The sequence below is a fragment of the Pseudoxanthomonas sp. SGT-18 genome, assembly GCF_003931645.1.
Lineage (GTDB): Bacteria > Pseudomonadota > Gammaproteobacteria > Xanthomonadales > Xanthomonadaceae > Pseudoxanthomonas.
In genome coordinates, this window is record NZ_RRYJ01000012.1 from 46,603 (window position 1) to 64,418 (window position 17,816).

The following is a 17,816-nucleotide window of genomic DNA, read 5'->3' on the forward strand; positions in this document are numbered from 1 at the left end:
ATTCCCGGTTTCGTCGCATCCCCGGTTCCGTTCCCGGCGGCGGCCGCTATCCTCGCCCGCATCCTTCCAGCCCGCGGGCCCCACGTGTCCTCCAGCCTCTTCCTCGCGTTCCGCATCCTGTTCGCCTGGTGGGTCGCCATCTTCGTGGCCGGCTTCGTCTGGGCCGGGATGTTCGGCGGCGTCGGTGGTGTCTTCTGGCTGCTGGCGCTGCTGACCTTCGGCCTGGCGGTGCTGGGCGTGATCACCCACATCCGCCGGGTACGCCTGCTCGCCGGGCGCCTGGACGCGGCGGTGCTGGCCAACCGCCAGCAGCGGCGGATCGAGCTGCCGCTGGACGCGGAGGCCGCCTTCGACCTGGTCGCCGACGCGATCCGCCAGCTGCCGCGGGTGGAGGACATGGAGCCGCTGCGCGGCAGCCTGCAGTTGCGCGCGCGGGTGCGCCGCTCGGACCCGTTCGGCGGCGCCCGGCCCTCGCGCTGGAACCTGCTGGCGCGCTTCGCCGTCACCCACGACCGGGTGCTGGCGACCGTGCACCCGGGCAGCGGCACGGTCGGCGTGACCGTGCTGTGCGAGCCGGACGCGGCGCACTGGGTCGACCTGTTCGCGCTGGACGAAGGCAGCAACTACGAGAACGCCGAGAGCCTGCTGCGCGCGCTGTCGCACCAGGTCGCGGCGCAGCGCCGCGAGGAGCGGGCGCGCGCCGAGCGCGAGGCCACCGACAACGCGCTCACCGTGGCCCGCCTGAACCTGCTGCAGGCCCAGGTCGAGCCGCACTTCCTCTACAACACCCTGGCCAACGCCCAGGTGCTGGCGCGCACCGACCCGCCGCGCGCCGAGCAGATGCTGGGCCACCTGATCCAGTACCTGCGCCACTCCCTGCCGCGCGAGCACGACACCCTGTCCACCCTGGGCGAGGAGCTGGAGCGCACCCGCGCCTACCTGGAGATCCTCAGGATCCGCATGGGCGCGCGCCTGCAGTTGCAGGTGGAGGTGCCGGACGCGCTCAAGCAGGTGCCGCTGCCGTCGATGATGCTGCAGACCCTGGTGGAGAACGCGATCAAGCACGGCCTGGAGCCCAAGCCCGGCGGCGGCACGGTGTGGATCCTGGCGCGCCGGGCCGACGACCAGGTGGCCATCACCGTGGCCGACGACGGGTGCGGCTTCGGCAACGGCGCCAGCGCCGGCACCGGGATCGGCCTGAAGAACCTGCGCGAGCGCCTGCGCCTGACCTATGGCGACGCCGCCTCGTTCTCGATCGTGTCCAATTTCCCCAACGGGGTGGCCGCGACCGTCGCGGTGCCGGCGCCGGAGGCGCCCGCCGCGCCGCCGCCGCTGCCCCCGTTCGCCCAGCCCGGAGGTGCCGGCCATGCCTGACTGCATCGTCGCCGAGGACGAGGAGCTGCTGCGCGCCTCGCTGGTGCAGGAGCTGGCGGCGGCCTGGCCGGAACTGCGGGTGGTGGCCGAGTGCGAGGACGGCGCCGCCGCGCTGGAAGCCATCGCCGCGCACCAGCCGGAGGTGGCCTTCCTCGACATCCGCATGCCGGGCCTGACCGGGATCCAGGTGGCCGCGGCGGTGGCCCAGTCCAGCCCGCGGACCCAGGTGGTGTTCGTCACCGCCTACGACCAGTACGCGATCGAGGCCTTCGAGAAGGGCGCGGTCGACTACCTGCTCAAGCCGGTCGCGCGCGAGCGGTTGCAGGCCACGGTGCAGCGGCTGCAGGCGCGCGCCGGCGGCGGCCCCGACCAGGCCACCCTCGACGCGCTGCTGCAGCACCTGGCGCGGCGCCCGCCGCCGCCCTCGGCGCCGCCCCCGCTGGCCTGGATCACCGCCAGCAACGGGCGCGAAACGCGGCTGATCATGCTCGAGGACGTGGCCTACTTCCGCGCCGACAACAAGTACACCGTGGTGGTGACCGCCGAGGGCGAGTCGCTGCTGCGCACCCCGCTGAAGGAACTGCTGGCGGTGCTGGACCCCAACCGCTTCCGCCAGATCCACCGCTCCACCATCGTCAACCTGGCGGCGGTGCTGTCGGTGGTGCGCGACGACAGCGGCAAGGGCCAGCTGCGCCTGCGCAACCGCAGCGAGACCCTGCCGGTGAGTGCGCCGTTCATGGCCCTGTTCCGCGGCATGTAGCCGCACCGGACCGGAAAGACCAAGGAGTGTCCCATGCACCTGCTGACCGCCCTGCTTGCGTGCCTGCTGTCGCTGTTCGGCGGCGACGGACCCGGCAGCCGCACCCGCATCGACTTCGCCCGCGCCGGCCAGGGCGTGCTGCTGAGCAAGACCACCCTGGCCGACGGGCTGGCGACCTTCCAGTGCCTGTCCAGCGGCAGCGGCGCCTGCCACTACCGCCTGTACCAGGAGATCTGCAAGGCCGCCGTCGGCGGCACCGCGCTGGAGCAGCACTGCAGCCGCCGCGAACTGGGGCGCTTCCAGCTGCATGTCGGCGCGCGCCGCCAGGTGGGCGGCCTGCCCGCGGACTTCGCCCAGTGCGTGGTCGCGGCCCAGGGCGCGCCCGGGTGCGCCTGAGCCTCAGTGCGCCGTTGCGGCCAGCCGCCGCGCGCGCAGCCGCAACCAGGCGCTCTGCGCCGCCAGCAGCGCGGCCGCCAGCAGGGCCATCCGCGCGGTGGGGTCCGAGCCGGGCAGGGTGGATCCGGACTGCCGCACCCACATCGCCACCAGCCCCCACAACGCCGCCGCGGCATAGGCCAGGTTGCCGCGCATGCGCGCGTTGAACCACAGCAGCAGCGCGGTGGCCGCGGCCAGCAACAGCAGCGAGGACACCAACTGTGCCTGCGGGTGGATCCAGCCGAAGGCCAGCGCGGACTGGGCCAGGTTGAGGAACGCCGCCAGCGACAGCCAGCCGGCGTGCAGCGACAGCCCCAGCCAGGACCAGAGGTGCGCGCCGCCGTGCGCACCGGCATCGGACAGGCGCACCGCCACCCATAGCAGGCAGGCCAGCGCGGCGAAGATCACCAGCAGGCAGGCCGCGAACAGGCCCTGCGAGAACAGCGGCATCCACAGCGCGGTAAGCGCGAAGCCGGCGGCGGTGGCCGGGGCGATGCGCGCCAGCAGCGGGTCGTCGCGCCACCGCGCGCGCAGCTGGCGCAGGGCGTGCACCAGGTCCAGCGCGAACACCAGGCTCCAGATCGAGAACGCGTAGCCGGCGGCCACCAGCAGGGTCGGGTAGCGCGCGGAGACCTCGCCGTTGTCCGGACCGAACACGCCGCGCTGGGACAGGAACGCCACCACCGGCATCGCCAGCGCGGCAAGCAGGACCAGTATGCGCATCGCCTCGCGCCCGCGCCGAATGGAGATGGGCCGACGCTAGCCGGCGCGCGCGGGACGTGGCGTGAAGCCCGGCCTAGGCGCCGACGCGCACGCGCTCGGCGTCCAGGTCGCCCACCGGGCGCACCTCCATCGCGCCGTAGCGCGCCCACGGGAACTGCTTGGCCAGTTCCACCGCCTCCTCCAGGGAGTCGGCCTCGATCAGGTTGTAGCCGGCCAGCACTTCCTTGGTCTCGGCGAAGGGACCGTCGTACACCCGCGCGCGGCCCTCGCGTACCCGCACCGTGCGCGCGGTGGTCGGCGGCTCGAGCTTGTTGGCGCCCAGCAGCGTGCCCTTGCCGGCCAGGTCGTCGGCCTTGCGCACGCAGTCGCGCATGTGCGCGTCGTACTCCTCCTGCGACAGCTGTCCCAGCAGGGCCTGGTCGATGTACACCAGCAACAGGAACTTCATTGGCGTTCTCCGTGGAAGGTAGGGCGCGCGGCGCTCAGGGCGGCCCGGCTTCGGCGCCGCCGCGGCGCAGCGGGTCGGGCAGGGGTTGGCCGGCGTCGACGAAGCCCAGCGACACCGAGTTGAGGCAGTGGCGTTCGTAGGTCGGCGGCGGCCCGTCGGGGAACACGTGGCCCAGGTGGCCGCCGCAGCGGGCGCATACGATCTCGGTGCGGACCATGCCGTGGCTGGTATCGCGCACGCGGCGGATGTGGGCTTCGTCGTAGGGCGCGAAGAAGCTGGGCCAGCCGGTGCCGGAATCGAACTTGGCCGAGGAGCGGAACAGCGGCAACCCGCACAGCCGGCACACGTAGGTGCCCTCGCGCTTGTTGTCCAGGAACACGCCGCAGAACGGGCGCTCGGTGCCGTGCTGCAGCAGCACGTGGCGTTCCTCCGGCGACAGCGCGGCGGCCAGGGCCTGCAGCTGCTCCGGGTCGGGCGGGGTCAGGTCGAAACGGCTCATCGGCGGCTCCGGTGGCGGGCGTCCCAGCATGCACCAGGGCGGGCGGCGGGTGAACCGGCCCGCCGCGGCCGCCGCTGACGCGACGTGCGCGGGACGCTAACACCTGCCTGCCTAGGCTGGCGGGGCGATCCCCAAAGCAGGAGGCGACATGCGAAGGATTCCCCGTGGTGCCTGGGTGCTGGTGGCCGACGGTGCGTCGGCGCGGCTGTTCACCAACGTCGGTGAGAAGGGCCAGCTGGTGCTGCACCAGGAAGCGGCCATCGCGCTGGATCCCAAGGAAGGCGAGATGCCGGCGATCCTGCCGCCGGAGGTGGGGGCCAAGGAGGCCGAGGAGGCAGGCTTCGCGCGTGAACTGGCGCGGCGCCTGAACGAGCACGCGCTCAACGGCCGCTTCCAGCACCTGGTGCTGGCGGCCGACCCGACCACCCTGGGCTACATGCGTCCGTTGCTGCACGAGGAGGTCCGCAGCCGCCTGCTGGCGGAAGTGGCGAAGAACTACACCAACCTGCGGCGCGAACAGATCGAGCAGGCGCTGGCGCCCGACTTCTGAGGTCCACGCCGCGCGCCGCCGGCCGCCGGTCCCGGGCGTTTGCCGGGGCCGGACGAAGCTTCCCGTGGTCTTGCGCGTGGTCCGCTGTGCGGGGCAGCGGGGCAGCGGGGCAGGGCCAGGACCGGGCGCCGGGCGCCGGGGCCGTTCCCGGCCAGGGCGGTCACCGCCGGATCACCAGCCCGCCGCCCCCGGCCATCGGTCTGCCGGAAGCGTCGGCATCAAGGCGGCGCGGGCGGCACGATGCAGTCCGCGCCGCCAATCCCTCAGGCCGCCGGCGACGGCAGCTCCTTGCGCAGCCAGTCGTCGATCATGCGCTTCTCGTAGCGCAGGGCATCGCTGTCCAGCGGCGCGCCGCGCTGCAGGTAGGACACGTCGTGCAGCTTGCGCTCGCCCTCGGCCAGCACCCGGCCGTCGGCGCCGGTGATGCGGAACTTCAGCTCCATGCGCGGCGGATAGTGGTCGCGCATGAAGCGCACGTGGTCCAGGTTCGGACCGCGCCACGGCTCGTAGCGGCCGGCACGCTGGATGTCGGTGATGGTCACTTCCATGCGCGCGCCCTCGGGCAGGCGCTTGGCGGCGTTCTTCTGCAGGTGCCGGGCCAGCTCGGCGACCCAGTCGCCATGCGCGGCTTCCCAGCGGTTGCCGCTGTAGCGCAGGTCGGAGAACTGCGCCGGGTCCTCCCAGGACACGCTGACCGGATCCTGCTCCGGCAGCGCGCGCGGGGCATCGGGATCGGTGACGCTCCTGGCGGCCGGCGCCACGGCCGGCAGCGCGGCCAGGGCCAGCAGCAGGAGCATGGATGGGGCTTTCATGTTCCGCTCCGGTATCGCGTTGACCTGCAGCGAATATGCGCCCGCGCGCATGCCCCGGCAAGGTGGCGCGGGCCAGCCGTTGCGGTCGCTTCAGGCGCACGGCGCAACGCTTTCCTTGCGCCGGATGGCCCCGGAACCACGCCTTCCGACACGGTGCGCGAGGGGCGCACGGCGCTAGAATCGCAGGTCCACTCCTTTCCCCCGGATTCCGCATGAGCGTTCCCGCGCAGGCCCCGGCGCGCGCCGCCGGGCTGGCCATCGTTTTCGCCCTGGCCATCGTCTACGTGGTCTGGGGTTCGACCTACCTCGGCATCCGCTTTGCCCTGGAAGGCGGATGGCCGCCGCTGCTGGCCGTCTCCGGCGCGCGCTTCGTCGTCGCCGGCGCGGCCATGTACGCCTTCCTGCGCTGGCGCGGGGTACCGGCCCCGACCCGCGCGCAGTGGAAGAACCTGGCGGTGATGGGTTTCGCCCTGCTGCTGCTGGGCAACGGCTGCGTGGTGCTGAGCGAGCAGAGCGTGTCCTCCGGCCTGGCCGCGGTGGCGGTGGCCTCGGTGCCGCTGTGGATGGGCGTGTTCGGCGCGATCTACGGCCAGCGCCCCACCCGGATCGAATGGCTGGGCATCGCCATCGGCTTTGCCGGCGTACTGTGGCTTAACGCCGGCAGCAGCCTCACCGCCAGCCCCGTGGGCCTGGTCCTGCTGCTGGTGGCGCCGGTCGGCTGGGCGTTCGGCTCGGTGTGGTCGCGCGGGCGCGACCTGCCGTCGCCGTTCATGGCCGCGGCCGGGCAGATGCTGTGCGGCGGGGCCATGATCGTCGCCACCGGCCTGCTGCGCGGCGAGTCGCTGCCGGCCGCGCCGACCCTCCACGGCACCCTGGCCCTGGGCTACCTGGCGCTGTTCGGCTCGATCGTGGCCTTCAGCACCTACGTGTGGCTGCTGCACCACGTGCGCCCGGTGCTGGTCAGCAGCTACGCCTACGTCAACCCGGCCATTGCCGTGGCCCTGGGCGCGTGGCTGGCCGGCGAGCGCTTCACCGCGCACGACCTGGGTGCCATGGCGGTGATCCTGGCCGGCGTGGTCACCATCACCCTGGCGCGGGTGCTGCGCCGATGAGCACCGCCGCTCCGTCCATCGACCGCCGCGGCCTGGCGGTCACCGCCGGCACCTTCGTGCTGTGGGGCGTGGTGCCGGTGTACTGGCACCTGCTGAAGAACGTGCCGGCCATGCAGATCATGGCCCACCGCGTGGTCTGGAGCGCCCTGCTGGTGGTGGCCTGGCTGCTGCTCAGCGACGGCCTGGGCTGGCTGCGCAGGCTGGCCGCGCAGCCGCGCGCGCTGCCGGCGCTGGCGCTGAGCGCGGTGCTGATCGCGTTCAACTGGGGGTTGTACATCTGGGCGGTCAACGCCGGCCACGTGGTCGAGACCAGCCTGGGCTACTTCATCAACCCGCTGGTCAACGTGGTGCTGGGCGTGCTGGTGCTGCACGAGCGCCTGCGCCGGGTGCAGTGGATCGCGGTGGGCTGCGCCGCGCTGGGCGTGGCCTGGCTGACCGTGCAGGCCGGCTCGCCGCCGTGGATCGCGCTGGGCCTGGCCGCCTCGTTCGGCCTGTACGGGCTGGTGCGCAAGCTGGTGGCGGTGGATCCGGTGGCCGGCCTGGGCCTGGAAAGCCTGTACCTGTTCCTGCCCTCGCTGGCCTACGTGCTGTGGGCCGAGGCCGGGCACGGCGGCAGCTTCGCCAGCGGCTGGGGCTGGGGCACGGACCTGCTGCTGGTGTTCGGCGGCGTGGTCACCGCGGTGCCGCTGATCGGCTTCGCCTATGGCGTGCGCCGCATCCCGCTGAGCGTGGTCGGGCTGCTGCAGTACATCGCCCCGACCCTGCAGCTGCTGCTGGGCGTGTGGTTCTTCCACGAGCCGTTCGGCGCCGGCCGCGCACTCGGTTTCGGCGCGATCTGGCTGGGACTTGCGCTGTACGCGGGCGAGGGCCTGTGGCGCGCGCGCAGCCGCTCCTAGCCCGGAAACGGCAACGGCGCCACAAAAGCCGGCGCCGCTGGGCGACAATCGCGGCATGACCACCACCATCCACATCCTCGGGATCGCCGGCACCTTCATGGGCGGCGTGGCGGCGCTGGCGCGCGAACTGGGCTACAGCGTCGAAGGCAGCGACCAGGCGGTATACCCGCCGATGTCCACCCAGCTGGAGAAGCTGGGCATCCAGCTGCGCCAGGGCTACGACCCGGCGCATATCTCCCCCGACGCGGTGGAGGTGGTGATCGGCAACGCCCTCTCGCGCGGCAACCCGGCGGTGGAGCAGGTGCTGGACGACGGCCGCCGCTACACCTCCGGCGCGCAGTGGCTGGCCGAGCACGTGCTGCCCGGGCGCACCACCCTGGCGGTGGCCGGCACCCACGGCAAGACCACCACCACCAGCCTGCTGGCCTTCCTGCTGCAGGCCGCCGGGCGCGACCCGGGCTTCCTGGTCGGCGGCGTCGCCGAGGACTTCGGCACCTCGGCGCGGGTGGGCGGCGGCCGCGAGTTCGTGGTCGAGGCCGACGAGTACGACACCGCGTTCTTCGACAAGCGCAGCAAGTTCGTGCACTACCGGCCGACGGTGGCGATCCTCAACAACCTCGAGTACGACCACGCCGACATCTTCCCGGACCTGGCCGCGATCCAGCGCCAGTTCCACCACCTGGTGCGCACCGTGCCGCGCGCCGGCCGGCTCGTCGTCAACGGCGAAGACGCGCACCTGGCCCAGGTGCTGGCGATGGGCTGCTGGACCCCGGTGGAGACCTTCGGCCTGGAGGGCGCGGAGGTGGCCATCGCGCGCGCCGGCGGCGGTGCCGGCTTCGACTGGAGCGCGCGCCTGCTGGCCGCCGACGGCAGCCAGTTCGTGGTGCTGCATGACGGCCGCGAAGTGGCGAGCGTGCACTGGCCGCTGCTGGGCCGGCACAACGTGCTGAACGCGCTGGCGGCGCTGGCCGCGGCGCACGCGGTGGGCGTGTCGCCGGCCGATGTGGCCCCGGCGCTGGCCGGCTTCCACAGCGTCAAGCGCCGCCTGGAGGTGCTGGGCACCCCGGCCGGCGTCACCGTGTACGACGACTTCGCCCACCATCCCACCGCCATCCGCACCACCCTCGAAGGCCTGCGTGCCAGGGTCGGCGATGCGCGCATCGTGGTGGCGATGGAGCCGCGCAGCAATTCCATGCGCCTGGGCGCCCACGCCGACGCGCTGGCGCCGTCGCTGGACATCGCCGACGTGGTCGTGTTCCTGCATCGTCCGGAGCTGGCCTGGGACGCCGGCAAGGTGGTGGCCGCGGTGCGCGGCCAGGCGCAGGCGGTGCCGGATACCGACACCCTGCTGGCGCGCCTGGGCGAGCTGGTGCAGGCGGGCGACCACGTGGTGTTCATGTCCAACGGCGGTTTCGACGCGGCGCCGCGGCGCTTCGTGGCGATGCTGGAAGGGCGCGACTGACCACGCCGCCGTGACGCCGCCTTGAACGGGCGGCGTTACCCTGCCGGCGAGCCGAACGCCATCGCACCGTGCCCAGTACCGAAGCCCTGCCGCTGTTCCCGCTGCACACCGTGCTGCTGCCCGGCGCGCCGCTGGGACTGCGCGTGTTCGAGCGCCGCTACCTGGATCTGGTCGCCGAGTGCGGCCGCCAGGGCCGCAGTTTCGGCGTGTGCATGATCCTGGAGGGCGAGGAGAGCGGCGCGCCGGCGACGCCGGCGGCGTTCGGGGTGGAGGCGCTGATCGAGGACTTCGGCAGCGAGCCGGGCGGGGTGCTGACCCTGGCCGTGCGCGGTGCGCGCCGGTTCCGGGTCAGCCGCACCAGCGTGCGCGACAACGGCCTGCTGGTCGGCCAGGTGCGCTGGCGCGACCAGCGGCAAGAACCCGGCAGCGGCGCGCGGCTGCTGCCCGAGCACGCGGTGCTGGGCACGCTGCTGGGCGAACTGCTGCAGAAGGTGGGCGGGCTGCACGACGCACCCAACCTGCGCCTGCTGGAGGACGCCGAATGGGTGGGCTGGCGCCTGGCCGAGATCCTGCCGATCAGCGACGAGCAGCGCCTGGCCCTGCTGCAGCAGGACGACCCGCACCGGCGCCTGCAGCAGCTGCTGCTGTGGATGGACGACCACGTCACCTGAGCGGACAGGCCGTACACGCGGCCATGAGGCGGCCGCGGCGACCATGGGGGGGCTCATCCACCGTCCATCGACGCCACGGCGTCCCGTCCCGGAGGACCTGCCATGGTCGCAACCGTCGAACGGCGGCCTGCACCCGCCTTCCATTCCGTCCACGCCCTGCTGCTCGGCGGCGCCCTGTCGCTGATCCTCGGCACGCTGCTGGCCGACATCGCCTACGCGCGGACCTACGAGATCCAGTGGATCAACTTCGCCGCATGGCTCAACGTCGGCGGCCTGGTGTTCGCCGCCGCTGCGCTGGTCTGCGCGCTGCTGGGGCTGGTGCCCTCGCGCCGCACCCGCGGCTCGGCGCTGCATTGCCTGCTGTGGGCGGTGGCGTGGATCCTCGCCTTGCTCAATGCCCTGGTCCATGCGCGCGACGCCTGGGCCGCGATGCCGATGGCGCTGGTGCTGTCGGTGCTGGTGTTCGCGGCCGCGCTGGCGGCCACGTTCTTCGCGGCCTGGCCGCTGCGCGCCGGAGGTGTGCGATGAACCGCCTGGAGCTTGTCGCCGCCGCCTGTGCCGCCGTCGTGCTGGCTGGCTGCAATCCCTCGCCCGGTCCGCTGCAGCACGGCGCCAACCCGGAACTGCCGGAGCCGAAGCGCGGCCTGCTGCCGTCGATGAAGATCGCCGACCCTTCGGAGTGGGGCGACCAGGTGCCGGTGGTGCCGGAAGGTTTCGAGGTCCGTGCCATCGCCCGCGACCTGCGCATCCCGCGCCAGACCCTGGTGCTGCCCAATGGCGACATCCTGGTGGCCGAGGGCCGCGGCGGCAACGCGCCCGCGCTCAAGCCCAAGGACGTGATCGCCGGGCCGATCAAGGCCGCCGGCACCACCCAGGTGCCCAGTGGCAACCGCCTGACCCTGCTGCGCGACGCCGATGGCGATGGCGAGTACGAGCTGCAGACGGTGTTCGCCGAGGACCTGGACGCGCCCTACGGCCTGGCCCTGGTCGGCAACGACCTCTACGTGGCCAACCAGGACGCGGTGGTGCGCTTTGACTACCAGCCGGGCATGACCCAGGCCCGCGCCGGCAAGCCGCAGGTGCTCACCAGGCTGCCGTCGGAGATCAACCACCACTGGACCAAGGCGATGACCGCCAGCGCCGACGGCCGCTTCCTGTACGTGGGCATCGGCTCCAACAGCAACATCACCGAGCGCGGGATGATGGCCGAGCAGGACCGAGCCGTGGTCTGGGAGATCGATACCCGGACCGGCATGCATCGCGAGTACGCCGGGGGCCTGCGCAACCCTACGGCGCTAGCGATCCAGCCCGGCAGCGGCCAGCTGTGGGCGGTGGTCAACGAGCGCGACGAGATCGGCCCGGACCTGGTGCCCGACTACCTGACCTCGGTGCGCGAGGGCGGCTTCTACGGCTGGCCCTGGGCGTACTGGGGCCAGCACGTGGACACCCGGGTCAAGCCGGAGAACCCGGAGAAGGTCGCCGCCTCGATCACCCCGGACTACGCCCTGGGCGCGCATGTGGCGGCGTTGGGCCTGGACTTCTCCAGCCCGGTGATGGGACCGGAATACGCCGAGGGTGCCTTCGTCGGCATGCACGGCAGCTGGAACCGCGCCGAGCCGGTGGGCTACAAGGTGGTGTTCGTGCCGTTCCGCAACGGCCGACCTGCCGGCGACCCGATCGACTTCGCCACCGGCTTCCGCGACGACGACGGCACCACCCGCGGCCGCCCGGTGGGCGTGACCGTGGATCCGCGCGGGGCCCTGGTCATCGCCGACGACCTGGCCAACATCGTCTGGCGGGTGTCGCGGGTGGACGGTCCCGCCGCCGCCCCGCCCGCGACGGACGGGGAGCTGCCCGCGGAGGTCGAGACGGCGCCCGAATCGGGTGGCGCCGCCGCGGAGGGCGATGCCGGCTGATCCGGCGCCGGGGGCGCCGCGGCCCACGCCACCACGTCGCGTCGGGCGGTGTTGCCCGCAGCGCATGGCGGCCCCTGCCGGGCAGGCCTGTCCGGCGTTGCCCTACAGCGCACGTTGGGATGCGGCTCCTATAATTCCGAGATGAATTCCTCATGGATGGAAGCCATGCTGGCCTGGATCGGGGAACACCCCCTGCTGGCCGGCGTGGTGATCTTCGCGATCGCCTTCTGCGACGCGCTCATCATCGTCGGGGCCGTGGTCCCGGCCCTGCCACTGCTGTTCGCGGTGGGCGTGCTGATCGGCATGGGCGAGATCTCCGGCCCGTACGCGGTGGCCAGCGCGGCCCTGGGCGCCATGGCCGGCGACGCCATCAGCTACTGGGTCGGCCTGCGCTGGGGCGACCGCCTGCGCGGGGTCTGGCCGTTCAGCCGCTACCCGCAGCTGCTGGAGCGCGGCGAGACCCTGTTCCGGCGCAATGCCTTCAGCGCGATCCTGCTGGCCCGCTACGTCGGCGCGATCCGCCCGTTCGTCCCGGCCATTGCCGGCATGGCCAGGATGCCGGTGCGACGCTACTTCACCGCCTCCGGCCTGGCCTGCGTGTCCTGGGGCGTGCTGTTCCTGGCCCCGGGCTGGGTCCTGGGCCGGGCCTACGACGCGGTGGCCGCGGTGGCCGGCCACCTGGTGGTGGTGCTGGGCCTGCTGCTGGCGGTGCTGGCGCTGGCCTGGGCGGTGGTGCTGTACACCTACCGCTGGTTCGCCGAGCACGCCGACGCCGTGCTGGCGCGGATGCTGGCCTGGTCGCACCGGCATCCGGTGCTGGGCGAGTACTCGGTGGCGGTGTTCGACCCGCAGCGGCGCGAGTCGGTGCCGCTGGCGCTGCTGGCGGTGCTGCTGCTGGCCATCGGCTGGGTGTGGTTCGCCCTGCTGCTGGTGGTGGTCGGCCACGGCGAGCCGCTGGGCGTGGACCTGGCGGTACACCAGCTGATGCTGTCCCTGCGCAACCCGCTGGCCGACTACCCGCTGGCGGCGCTGGCCTCGCTCGGCGACTGGCCGGTGCTGGCCCCGGCCTGCGCCGCGGCGCTGGGCTATTTCGCCTGGCGCCAGCGCTGGATGGCCGCCGCGCACTGGCTGGCGGCGCTGGGCTTCGGCCTGGCCCTGACCTGGCTGCTGGGCGCGACCATCAACGTGGTGCGCCCGCCCTCGGCCAGCAGCGGCTTCGGCTTCCCCTCGATCGCGGTGACCATGTCCACCATCGCCTTCGGCTTCTTCGCCGTGCTGATCGCGCGCGAGCTGCCGGGGCGCGACCGGGTCTGGCCGTACATGGTCTCCGGCCTGGTGGTGGCGGTCATCGGCTTCGCCCGCCTGTACCTGGGCGCGCACTGGCTCAGCGACGTGGTAGGCGGGATGCTGCTGGGCATCGTCTGGCTGCTGGTGCTGGGCATCGCCTACCGCCGCCGCTTCAACCGCTCGTTCTGGGTCAAGCCGGTGGCGGCGGCGTTCTACGGCGTGTTCGCGTTGGCCGCGCTGTGGTACGCGCCGCGCAACATCGAGGCCAAGCTGGCCAAGTTCGAGCCGCCGGGGCCGGCGATCGAGGTCCAGGACCTGCAGGCCTGGTGGCATCGCGACTGGGCGCTGCAGCCGGCGCGCCGCAACGAGTTCGACGACGCCCAGCGCTGGCCGCTGGACGTGCAGGTGGCCGGCCCGCTGGGCCCGCTGCGCGAGCGCCTGGAGGCGCAGGGCTGGAAGGTGCAGCCGCAGGCGCGCTGGGAGCAGGCGCTGAACATGTTCGACGAGGACGTGTGGCCGGCCGGCGCGCCGGTGCTGCCGGCGACCCTGGACGCACGCACCGAGGCCCTGCTGATGGTGCGCGAGGGCGCCCGCCCGGACCGCCGCATCGTGCTGCGGCTGTGGGCGGCGCCGGTGCAGCTGCGCCCGGGGCACCAGCCGCTGTGGATCGGCACCGCGCAGACCCTGCACTTCACCCCCGCGTTCGACGTGCTGGCCACCTGGCGCCCGCATGCCGACGCCGACCCGGCGCTGGAGCGGATCGTGGAGGCGGTGGCCGACCTGCCGCACCAGGTCGAGCCGCACCCGGTCTCGGGCCTGCCCACGCTGCGCCTGCGCACCGCCGCGGCCGGCGCGGAAGCGGCACGCTAGCGCGCCGCCCGCGGCGGCGACGACGCACGCGACCGCGCACGCGCAGCGCGTGCCGGGCGACAATGCGCGTCCCCGTTGTACCTGGAGACGCGCATGACCAGCCTCGCTGGCAAGACCCTGTTCATCACCGGTGCCTCGCGCGGCATCGGCCTGGCCATCGCCCTGCGCGCGGCGCGCGACGGCGCCAACGTCGCCATCGCCGCCAAGTCCGCGGTGCCCAACCCGAAGCTGCCGGGCACCATCCATACCGCGGCCGAAGCGGTGGACGCCGCCGGCGGCCGCGGCCTGGCGCTGAAGTGCGACATCCGCGAGGAAGACCAGGTGCAGGCCGCGGTGGCGGCCACGGTGGACGCCTTCGGCGGCATCGACATCCTGGTCAACAACGCCAGCGCGATCTGGCTGCGTGGCACCCTGGACACGCCGATGAAGCGCTTCGACCTGATGCAGCAGGTCAATGCCCGCGGCAGCTTCCTGTGCGCCCAGGCCTGCCTGCCGCACCTGCTCAAGGCCGCCAACCCGCACATCCTGACCCTGGCGCCGCCGCCGTCGCTGGATCCGAAGTGGTGGGGGCCGCACACCGGCTACACCCTGGCCAAGATGGGCATGAGCTTTGTCACCCTGGGCCTGGCCGCGGAGTTCGGGCCGAAGGGCGTGGCGGTCAACGCGCTGTGGCCGCGCACGCTCATCGCCACCGACGCGCTGAACATGATCCCCGGCGTGGATGCCGGCAACGGCCGCCGCCCGGAGATCATGGCCGATGCCGCGCACGCGATCCTGGTGCGCCAGGCGGCCGGTTTCAGCGGCCGCTTCCTGATCGACGACGAGGTGCTGGCCGAGGCCGGCGTGGCCGACCTGTCCGGCTATGCCGTCGATCCGTCCAAGCCGCTGCTGCCGGACCTGTTCCTGGACTGAGTCGCGCCGCGCGCGCCGCCGCCGGCCGCGGCGCGCTCCTACAATGGCCAGCCCCCTTTTCGTTACGGAAACACCATGAAGTACCTGCACGCGATGATCCGGGTCCACGACCTGGAAAAGACCAGCCGCTTCTTCACCGAGGGCCTGGGCCTGAAGCAGACCCGGCGCATGGACAACGAGGCCGGGCGCTACACCCTGGTCTACTTCGGCGCCCCGGAGAACCCGGAGGCGGAGATCGAGCTGACCTACAACTGGCCGCCGGAGGACGGTTCGGCACCGGAGGACTACGGCAGCGCCCGCAACTTCGGCCACCTGGCCTTCGAGGTCGACGACATCTACGCCATCTGCGCGCACCTGCAGTCCATGGGCGTGACCATCAACCGCCCGCCGCGCGACGGCCGCATGGCCTTCGTCCGCACCCCGGACCTGATCTCGATCGAGCTGCTGCAGAAGGGCCAAGCCCTGCCGCCGGCCGAGCCGTGGGCGTCGATGCCCAATACCGGCACCTGGTAAGCGCACGAGTGCGGTCCGGCGGGGCACGCGTCCCCGCCGGACCGTCGCATCAGTCGGCAGCAGCCCGTGCCGGCCGTGCCAGGCTCAGGGCAATCGTGGTGGCCAGGATCGCGCCTACCACGCCCAGCGACCACAGCACCGGGATCTTGTAGAGGTCGACCAGCAGCATCTTGGCGCCGATGAATACCAGCACCACGGCCAGGCCGTAGGGCAGCAGGTGGAAGCGCTCAGCCATCCCCGCCAGCAGGAAGAACATCGCGCGCAAGCCCAGCACCGCGAACACGTTGGACGTCAGCACGATGAACGGGTCCAGGGTGATGGCGAAGATCGCCGGGATCGAATCCACCGCGAAGATCACGTCGGTGATGCCGATCATCACCACCACGATGAACAGCGGGGTGAACCTGCGCCGGCTGCCGCGTCCCAGCCACATCGCGTTGCCGTGATAGCGGCGCACGAACGGCACGTGCGTGGTCATCCAGCGCAGTACCGGATTCTTCCCCAGGTCCGGCTCCTCGCCCGCGGCGCTCCACATCTTCGCGCCGGTCAGCAGCAGGAAGGCGCCGAACACGTAGAGCAGCCAGTGGAACTGGGCCAACAGCGCGGCGCCGGCGAAGATCAGGATCGCGCGTAGCAAGATCGCCAGCAGGATGCCGATCACCAGTACGCGCTGGCGCAGTTGCTCCGGCACGGCGAAGTAGGTCATCAGCATCAGGAACACGAAGATGTTGTCGACCGCCAGCGCCTTCTCGACCAGGTAGCCGGTCAGGAATTCCAGGCCGATGCGCCGTGCCTCTTCCGGACCGGCCGACTGGCCGACGTACCACCACAGGGCGAGGTTGAAGAGCAGGGCCAGGGCCACCCAGCCCATGCTCCACCACGCCGCTTCCTTGAACGTGACCTTGTGCGCGCCGCCGTGGCGCATCAGCAGCAGGTCGGCCACCAGCGCCAGCAGCACCAGGCCGGAGAATCCGGCCCACAGCCAGACGTTGCCTATCGTTTCCATCATCAATGTTCCGGGCAGGAGTAAGGACGGCCGCGGAAGCTGGCGGCGCGGAACCCTGCTTTGGGAACCGGGGACACACCTTCGCCGTCGCGGCGAAGGTCTTGCTCACGGCCCTGGGCCGCCGTGGGACCGGGGCATCGGAATGCCCGAAATGACGGCCGTCACGCTGGGAGCTACTCCCCTTCGGCGGCGATTGTGCGGGCCGGCATGTGAACGGTCAAACCACCGGCGCAGCCTGCCCGCGGGGTGTGCCTTCCGCGCGTCGGCCGCGCTTGCCGGCCGGTGGTGCCGCGTACCGGGCTGGTGCGGACGCGCTCAGCCGGCCAGCGCCTGCTCCAGGTCGGCGACCAGGTCGTCGGCGTGCTCCAGGCCCACCGACAGCCGCAGCAGGCCGCCGGGCGTGGTCGAGGCCGGGCCTTCGATCGAGGCGCGGTGCTCGACCAGCGATTCGGTCGAACCCAGCGAGGTGGCATTGGTGAACAGCTGCATGCGCGAAGCCACGGCCAGCGCCGCCTCGCGTCCGCCGGCTACCTCGAACGACAGCATGCCGCCGAAGTCGCGCATCTGCGCCGCGGCCACCGCGTGCTGCGGATGCGAGGCCAGGCCGGGGTAATGCACCGCCGACACCTTCGCATGGCCGGCGAGGAACTCCGCCACCCGGCGCGCGTTGCGGCAATGCCAGTCCATCCGCGCCGGCAGCGAGCGCACCCCGCGCAGGATCATCCACGCCGCGAACGGCGAGGCGGTGGCGCCGGCCAGCAGGCGCAGCTGGTGGCAGGCGGCGGCGTGTTCGCCGTCCTCGGCGAAGCACAGCACTCCGCCCATCACGTCGCCGTGGCCGCCCAGGTACTTGGTGGCCGAATGCAGGACGATGTCCGCGCCCAGCGCCAGCGGCTGCTGGATCACCGGCGGGGCGAAGGTGCCGTCCACCAGCAGGCGCGCACCGGCCCCGTGGGCGATGTCCGCCAGCGCGGCGATGTCGCTGACCTTCAGCAGCGGATTGGACGGCGTCTCCGCCCACAGCAACGCGGTGTTGGGCCGTAGCGCGGCGCGCACCGCGTCCAGGTCGGTGAAGTCGACGATCGTGCACTCCAGGCCCCAGCGCGGGAACTGTTGTGCCGCCAGCACCCGGAACGAGAAATAGCTGTCGTCGCACAACAGCACGTGGCTGCCCGGCGGCAGCGCCTGCAGCGCGGTGGCGCCGGCGGCCATGCCGGTGGGGAACAGCAGCGCCCGCTTCGCACTTTCCAGCGCCGCCAGCACCTGCTCGGTCTCCTGCTGGGTCGGGTTGTCGTAGCGCTGGTACAGGAAGCCCTGCGGCAGCTGGCCGTCGGGCGTGTGCTCGAAGGTGGTGGCCAGCTGCAGCGGCGGCGACAGCGCGCCGCTGGCCGGGTCGGGCCGGCTGCCGGCGCGGGCGGCGAGGGTTTCGATGCGGGACATGGCGGTCGGTCGTTGGGAGCGGAGGCGCCGCTGCGCGGCAGCCCGATGATACGCGAGCCCGGCACCGGTCCGGCGACGGCGTGGCGGCATCGCCGAACGAGGCGGATAATGGCCCACCGGCCCCGTGCCG

19 protein-coding genes are annotated in these 17,816 nt (G+C 72.6%); 13 read left to right on the plus strand and 6 right to left on the minus strand.

Going from position 1 to position 17,816, the window contains the following annotated elements:
* The first annotated feature begins 84 nt into the window (after window positions 1-84).
* The 3 genes from EIM47_RS14360 to EIM47_RS14370 are packed head-to-tail and all read left to right on the plus strand — an operon-like array spanning window position 85 to window position 2,530.
* Window positions 85-1,374, plus strand: coding sequence for a histidine kinase (locus tag EIM47_RS14360; RefSeq protein ID WP_028915121.1), 1,290 nt, complete (start codon window positions 85-87; stop codon window positions 1,372-1,374).
* Window positions 1,367-2,134 (plus strand): LytTR family DNA-binding domain-containing protein, encoded by a 768-nt coding sequence (locus EIM47_RS14365; protein ID WP_026010455.1) that lies wholly within the window; start codon window positions 1,367-1,369, stop codon window positions 2,132-2,134. The genes EIM47_RS14360 and EIM47_RS14365 overlap by 8 nt, the downstream gene beginning before the upstream one ends.
* A gap of 33 nt (window positions 2,135-2,167) precedes the next feature.
* Complete coding sequence (locus EIM47_RS14370) at window positions 2,168-2,530, plus strand: hypothetical protein (protein WP_125077300.1); 363 nt, start codon at window positions 2,168-2,170, stop codon at window positions 2,528-2,530.
* A gap of 3 nt (window positions 2,531-2,533) precedes the next feature.
* Here the strand turns inward: EIM47_RS14370 and EIM47_RS14375 are convergent, their stop codons facing one another.
* From EIM47_RS14375 to msrB, 3 genes are all read right to left on the minus strand, one after another.
* Complete coding sequence (locus EIM47_RS14375; protein ID WP_125077301.1) at window positions 2,534-3,292, minus strand: hypothetical protein; 759 nt, start codon at window positions 3,290-3,292, stop codon at window positions 2,534-2,536.
* Between the two features lie 73 nt (window positions 3,293-3,365).
* Entirely contained in the window at window positions 3,366-3,740 is a 375-nt protein-coding gene (locus EIM47_RS14380; RefSeq protein WP_019398306.1) for a YciI family protein, read from the minus strand.
* Between the two features lie 34 nt (window positions 3,741-3,774).
* On the minus strand, window positions 3,775-4,239 hold the full coding sequence (gene msrB, locus EIM47_RS14385) for a peptide-methionine (R)-S-oxide reductase MsrB (protein WP_019398307.1): 465 nt from the start codon (window positions 4,237-4,239) through the stop codon (window positions 3,775-3,777).
* A 148-nt stretch (window positions 4,240-4,387) separates the two neighbouring features.
* On the opposite strand from msrB, the gene EIM47_RS14390 reads away from it, so the two are divergent.
* Window positions 4,388-4,789, plus strand: a complete 402-nt coding sequence (locus EIM47_RS14390; protein ID WP_026010608.1) for a host attachment family protein — start codon at window positions 4,388-4,390, stop codon at window positions 4,787-4,789.
* A gap of 263 nt (window positions 4,790-5,052) precedes the next feature.
* Here EIM47_RS14390 and EIM47_RS14395 read toward each other — a convergent pair whose 3' ends face one another.
* Window positions 5,053-5,586 carry a DUF3016 domain-containing protein gene (locus tag EIM47_RS14395; RefSeq protein WP_125077337.1) on the minus strand — a complete coding sequence of 178 codons (534 nt, stop codon included), beginning with the start codon at window positions 5,584-5,586 and terminating at the stop codon, window positions 5,053-5,055.
* Window positions 5,587-5,813: 227 nt separating this feature from the next.
* Between EIM47_RS14395 and yedA the strand changes: the two genes are divergently transcribed.
* From yedA to EIM47_RS14440, 9 genes are all read left to right on the plus strand, one after another.
* Window positions 5,814-6,713 (plus strand): drug/metabolite exporter YedA, encoded by a 900-nt coding sequence (gene yedA, locus EIM47_RS14400; RefSeq protein ID WP_125077302.1) that lies wholly within the window; start codon window positions 5,814-5,816, stop codon window positions 6,711-6,713.
* Window positions 6,710-7,609 (plus strand): EamA family transporter RarD, encoded by a 900-nt coding sequence (rarD, locus tag EIM47_RS14405; RefSeq protein WP_028915117.1) that lies wholly within the window; start codon window positions 6,710-6,712, stop codon window positions 7,607-7,609. The genes yedA and rarD overlap by 4 nt, the downstream gene beginning before the upstream one ends.
* 55 nt (window positions 7,610-7,664) lie before the next feature.
* A complete protein-coding gene (gene mpl, locus EIM47_RS14410; protein WP_028915116.1) occupies window positions 7,665-9,071 on the plus strand; it encodes a UDP-N-acetylmuramate:L-alanyl-gamma-D-glutamyl-meso-diaminopimelate ligase in 1,407 nt (468 codons plus the stop codon).
* Between the two features lie 68 nt (window positions 9,072-9,139).
* Window positions 9,140-9,742 (plus strand): LON peptidase substrate-binding domain-containing protein, encoded by a 603-nt coding sequence (locus EIM47_RS14415; RefSeq protein WP_019398995.1) that lies wholly within the window; start codon window positions 9,140-9,142, stop codon window positions 9,740-9,742.
* A gap of 102 nt (window positions 9,743-9,844) precedes the next feature.
* Window positions 9,845-10,270, plus strand: coding sequence for a DUF2231 domain-containing protein (locus tag EIM47_RS14420; RefSeq protein ID WP_019398994.1), 426 nt, complete (start codon window positions 9,845-9,847; stop codon window positions 10,268-10,270).
* Window positions 10,267-11,658 (plus strand): sorbosone dehydrogenase family protein, encoded by a 1,392-nt coding sequence (locus tag EIM47_RS14425; RefSeq protein WP_125077303.1) that lies wholly within the window; start codon window positions 10,267-10,269, stop codon window positions 11,656-11,658. The genes EIM47_RS14420 and EIM47_RS14425 overlap by 4 nt, the downstream gene beginning before the upstream one ends.
* Before the next feature lie 141 nt (window positions 11,659-11,799).
* Entirely contained in the window at window positions 11,800-13,815 is a 2,016-nt protein-coding gene (locus EIM47_RS14430; RefSeq protein WP_125077304.1) for a bifunctional DedA family/phosphatase PAP2 family protein, read from the plus strand.
* A 93-nt stretch (window positions 13,816-13,908) separates the two neighbouring features.
* The gene (locus EIM47_RS14435) at window positions 13,909-14,727 is read left to right on the plus strand and encodes an NAD(P)-dependent oxidoreductase (protein WP_125077305.1); all 819 of its coding nucleotides are present in this window, start codon (window positions 13,909-13,911) and stop codon (window positions 14,725-14,727) included.
* A 75-nt stretch (window positions 14,728-14,802) separates the two neighbouring features.
* A complete protein-coding gene (locus EIM47_RS14440; protein ID WP_125077306.1) occupies window positions 14,803-15,240 on the plus strand; it encodes a VOC family protein in 438 nt (145 codons plus the stop codon).
* 49 nt (window positions 15,241-15,289) lie between these two features.
* On the opposite strand, the gene EIM47_RS14445 is transcribed toward EIM47_RS14440, so the two are convergent.
* Window positions 15,290-16,246 carry a TerC/Alx family metal homeostasis membrane protein gene (locus EIM47_RS14445; RefSeq protein ID WP_164514624.1) on the minus strand — a complete coding sequence of 319 codons (957 nt, stop codon included), beginning with the start codon at window positions 16,244-16,246 and terminating at the stop codon, window positions 15,290-15,292.
* Window positions 16,247-16,561: 315 nt separating this feature from the next.
* Window positions 16,562-17,686 (minus strand): aminotransferase class I/II-fold pyridoxal phosphate-dependent enzyme, encoded by a 1,125-nt coding sequence (locus EIM47_RS14450; RefSeq protein WP_125077308.1) that lies wholly within the window; start codon window positions 17,684-17,686, stop codon window positions 16,562-16,564.
* Between the last annotated feature and the right edge of the window lie 130 nt (window positions 17,687-17,816).

Bases quoted from the DNA above. Each gene is read 5' to 3' on its own strand.
- rarD (WP_028915117.1), top strand. From the start codon at position 6,710: ATGAGCACCGCCGCTCCGTCCATCGACCGCCGCGGCCTGGCGGTCACC.
- EIM47_RS14375 (WP_125077301.1), bottom strand. From the start codon at position 3,292: ATGCGCATACTGGTCCTGCTTGCCGCGCTGGCGATGCCGGTGGTGGCG.
- yedA (WP_125077302.1), top strand. From the start codon at position 5,814: ATGAGCGTTCCCGCGCAGGCCCCGGCGCGCGCCGCCGGGCTGGCCATC.
- msrB (WP_019398307.1), bottom strand. From the start codon at position 4,239: ATGAGCCGTTTCGACCTGACCCCGCCCGACCCGGAGCAGCTGCAGGCC.
- EIM47_RS14450 (WP_125077308.1), bottom strand. From the start codon at position 17,686: ATGTCCCGCATCGAAACCCTCGCCGCCCGCGCCGGCAGCCGGCCCGAC.
- EIM47_RS14430 (WP_125077304.1), top strand. From the start codon at position 11,800: ATGAATTCCTCATGGATGGAAGCCATGCTGGCCTGGATCGGGGAACAC.
- EIM47_RS14370 (WP_125077300.1), top strand. From the start codon at position 2,168: ATGCACCTGCTGACCGCCCTGCTTGCGTGCCTGCTGTCGCTGTTCGGC.
- EIM47_RS14445 (WP_164514624.1), bottom strand. From the start codon at position 16,246: ATGGAAACGATAGGCAACGTCTGGCTGTGGGCCGGATTCTCCGGCCTG.
- EIM47_RS14390 (WP_026010608.1), top strand. From the start codon at position 4,388: ATGCGAAGGATTCCCCGTGGTGCCTGGGTGCTGGTGGCCGACGGTGCG.
- mpl (WP_028915116.1), top strand. From the start codon at position 7,665: ATGACCACCACCATCCACATCCTCGGGATCGCCGGCACCTTCATGGGC.
- EIM47_RS14420 (WP_019398994.1), top strand. From the start codon at position 9,845: ATGGTCGCAACCGTCGAACGGCGGCCTGCACCCGCCTTCCATTCCGTC.
- EIM47_RS14425 (WP_125077303.1), top strand. From the start codon at position 10,267: ATGAACCGCCTGGAGCTTGTCGCCGCCGCCTGTGCCGCCGTCGTGCTG.
- EIM47_RS14435 (WP_125077305.1), top strand. From the start codon at position 13,909: ATGACCAGCCTCGCTGGCAAGACCCTGTTCATCACCGGTGCCTCGCGC.
- EIM47_RS14395 (WP_125077337.1), bottom strand. From the start codon at position 5,586: ATGCTCCTGCTGCTGGCCCTGGCCGCGCTGCCGGCCGTGGCGCCGGCC.
- EIM47_RS14380 (WP_019398306.1), bottom strand. From the start codon at position 3,740: ATGAAGTTCCTGTTGCTGGTGTACATCGACCAGGCCCTGCTGGGACAG.
- EIM47_RS14440 (WP_125077306.1), top strand. From the start codon at position 14,803: ATGAAGTACCTGCACGCGATGATCCGGGTCCACGACCTGGAAAAGACC.
- EIM47_RS14365 (WP_026010455.1), top strand. From the start codon at position 1,367: ATGCCTGACTGCATCGTCGCCGAGGACGAGGAGCTGCTGCGCGCCTCG.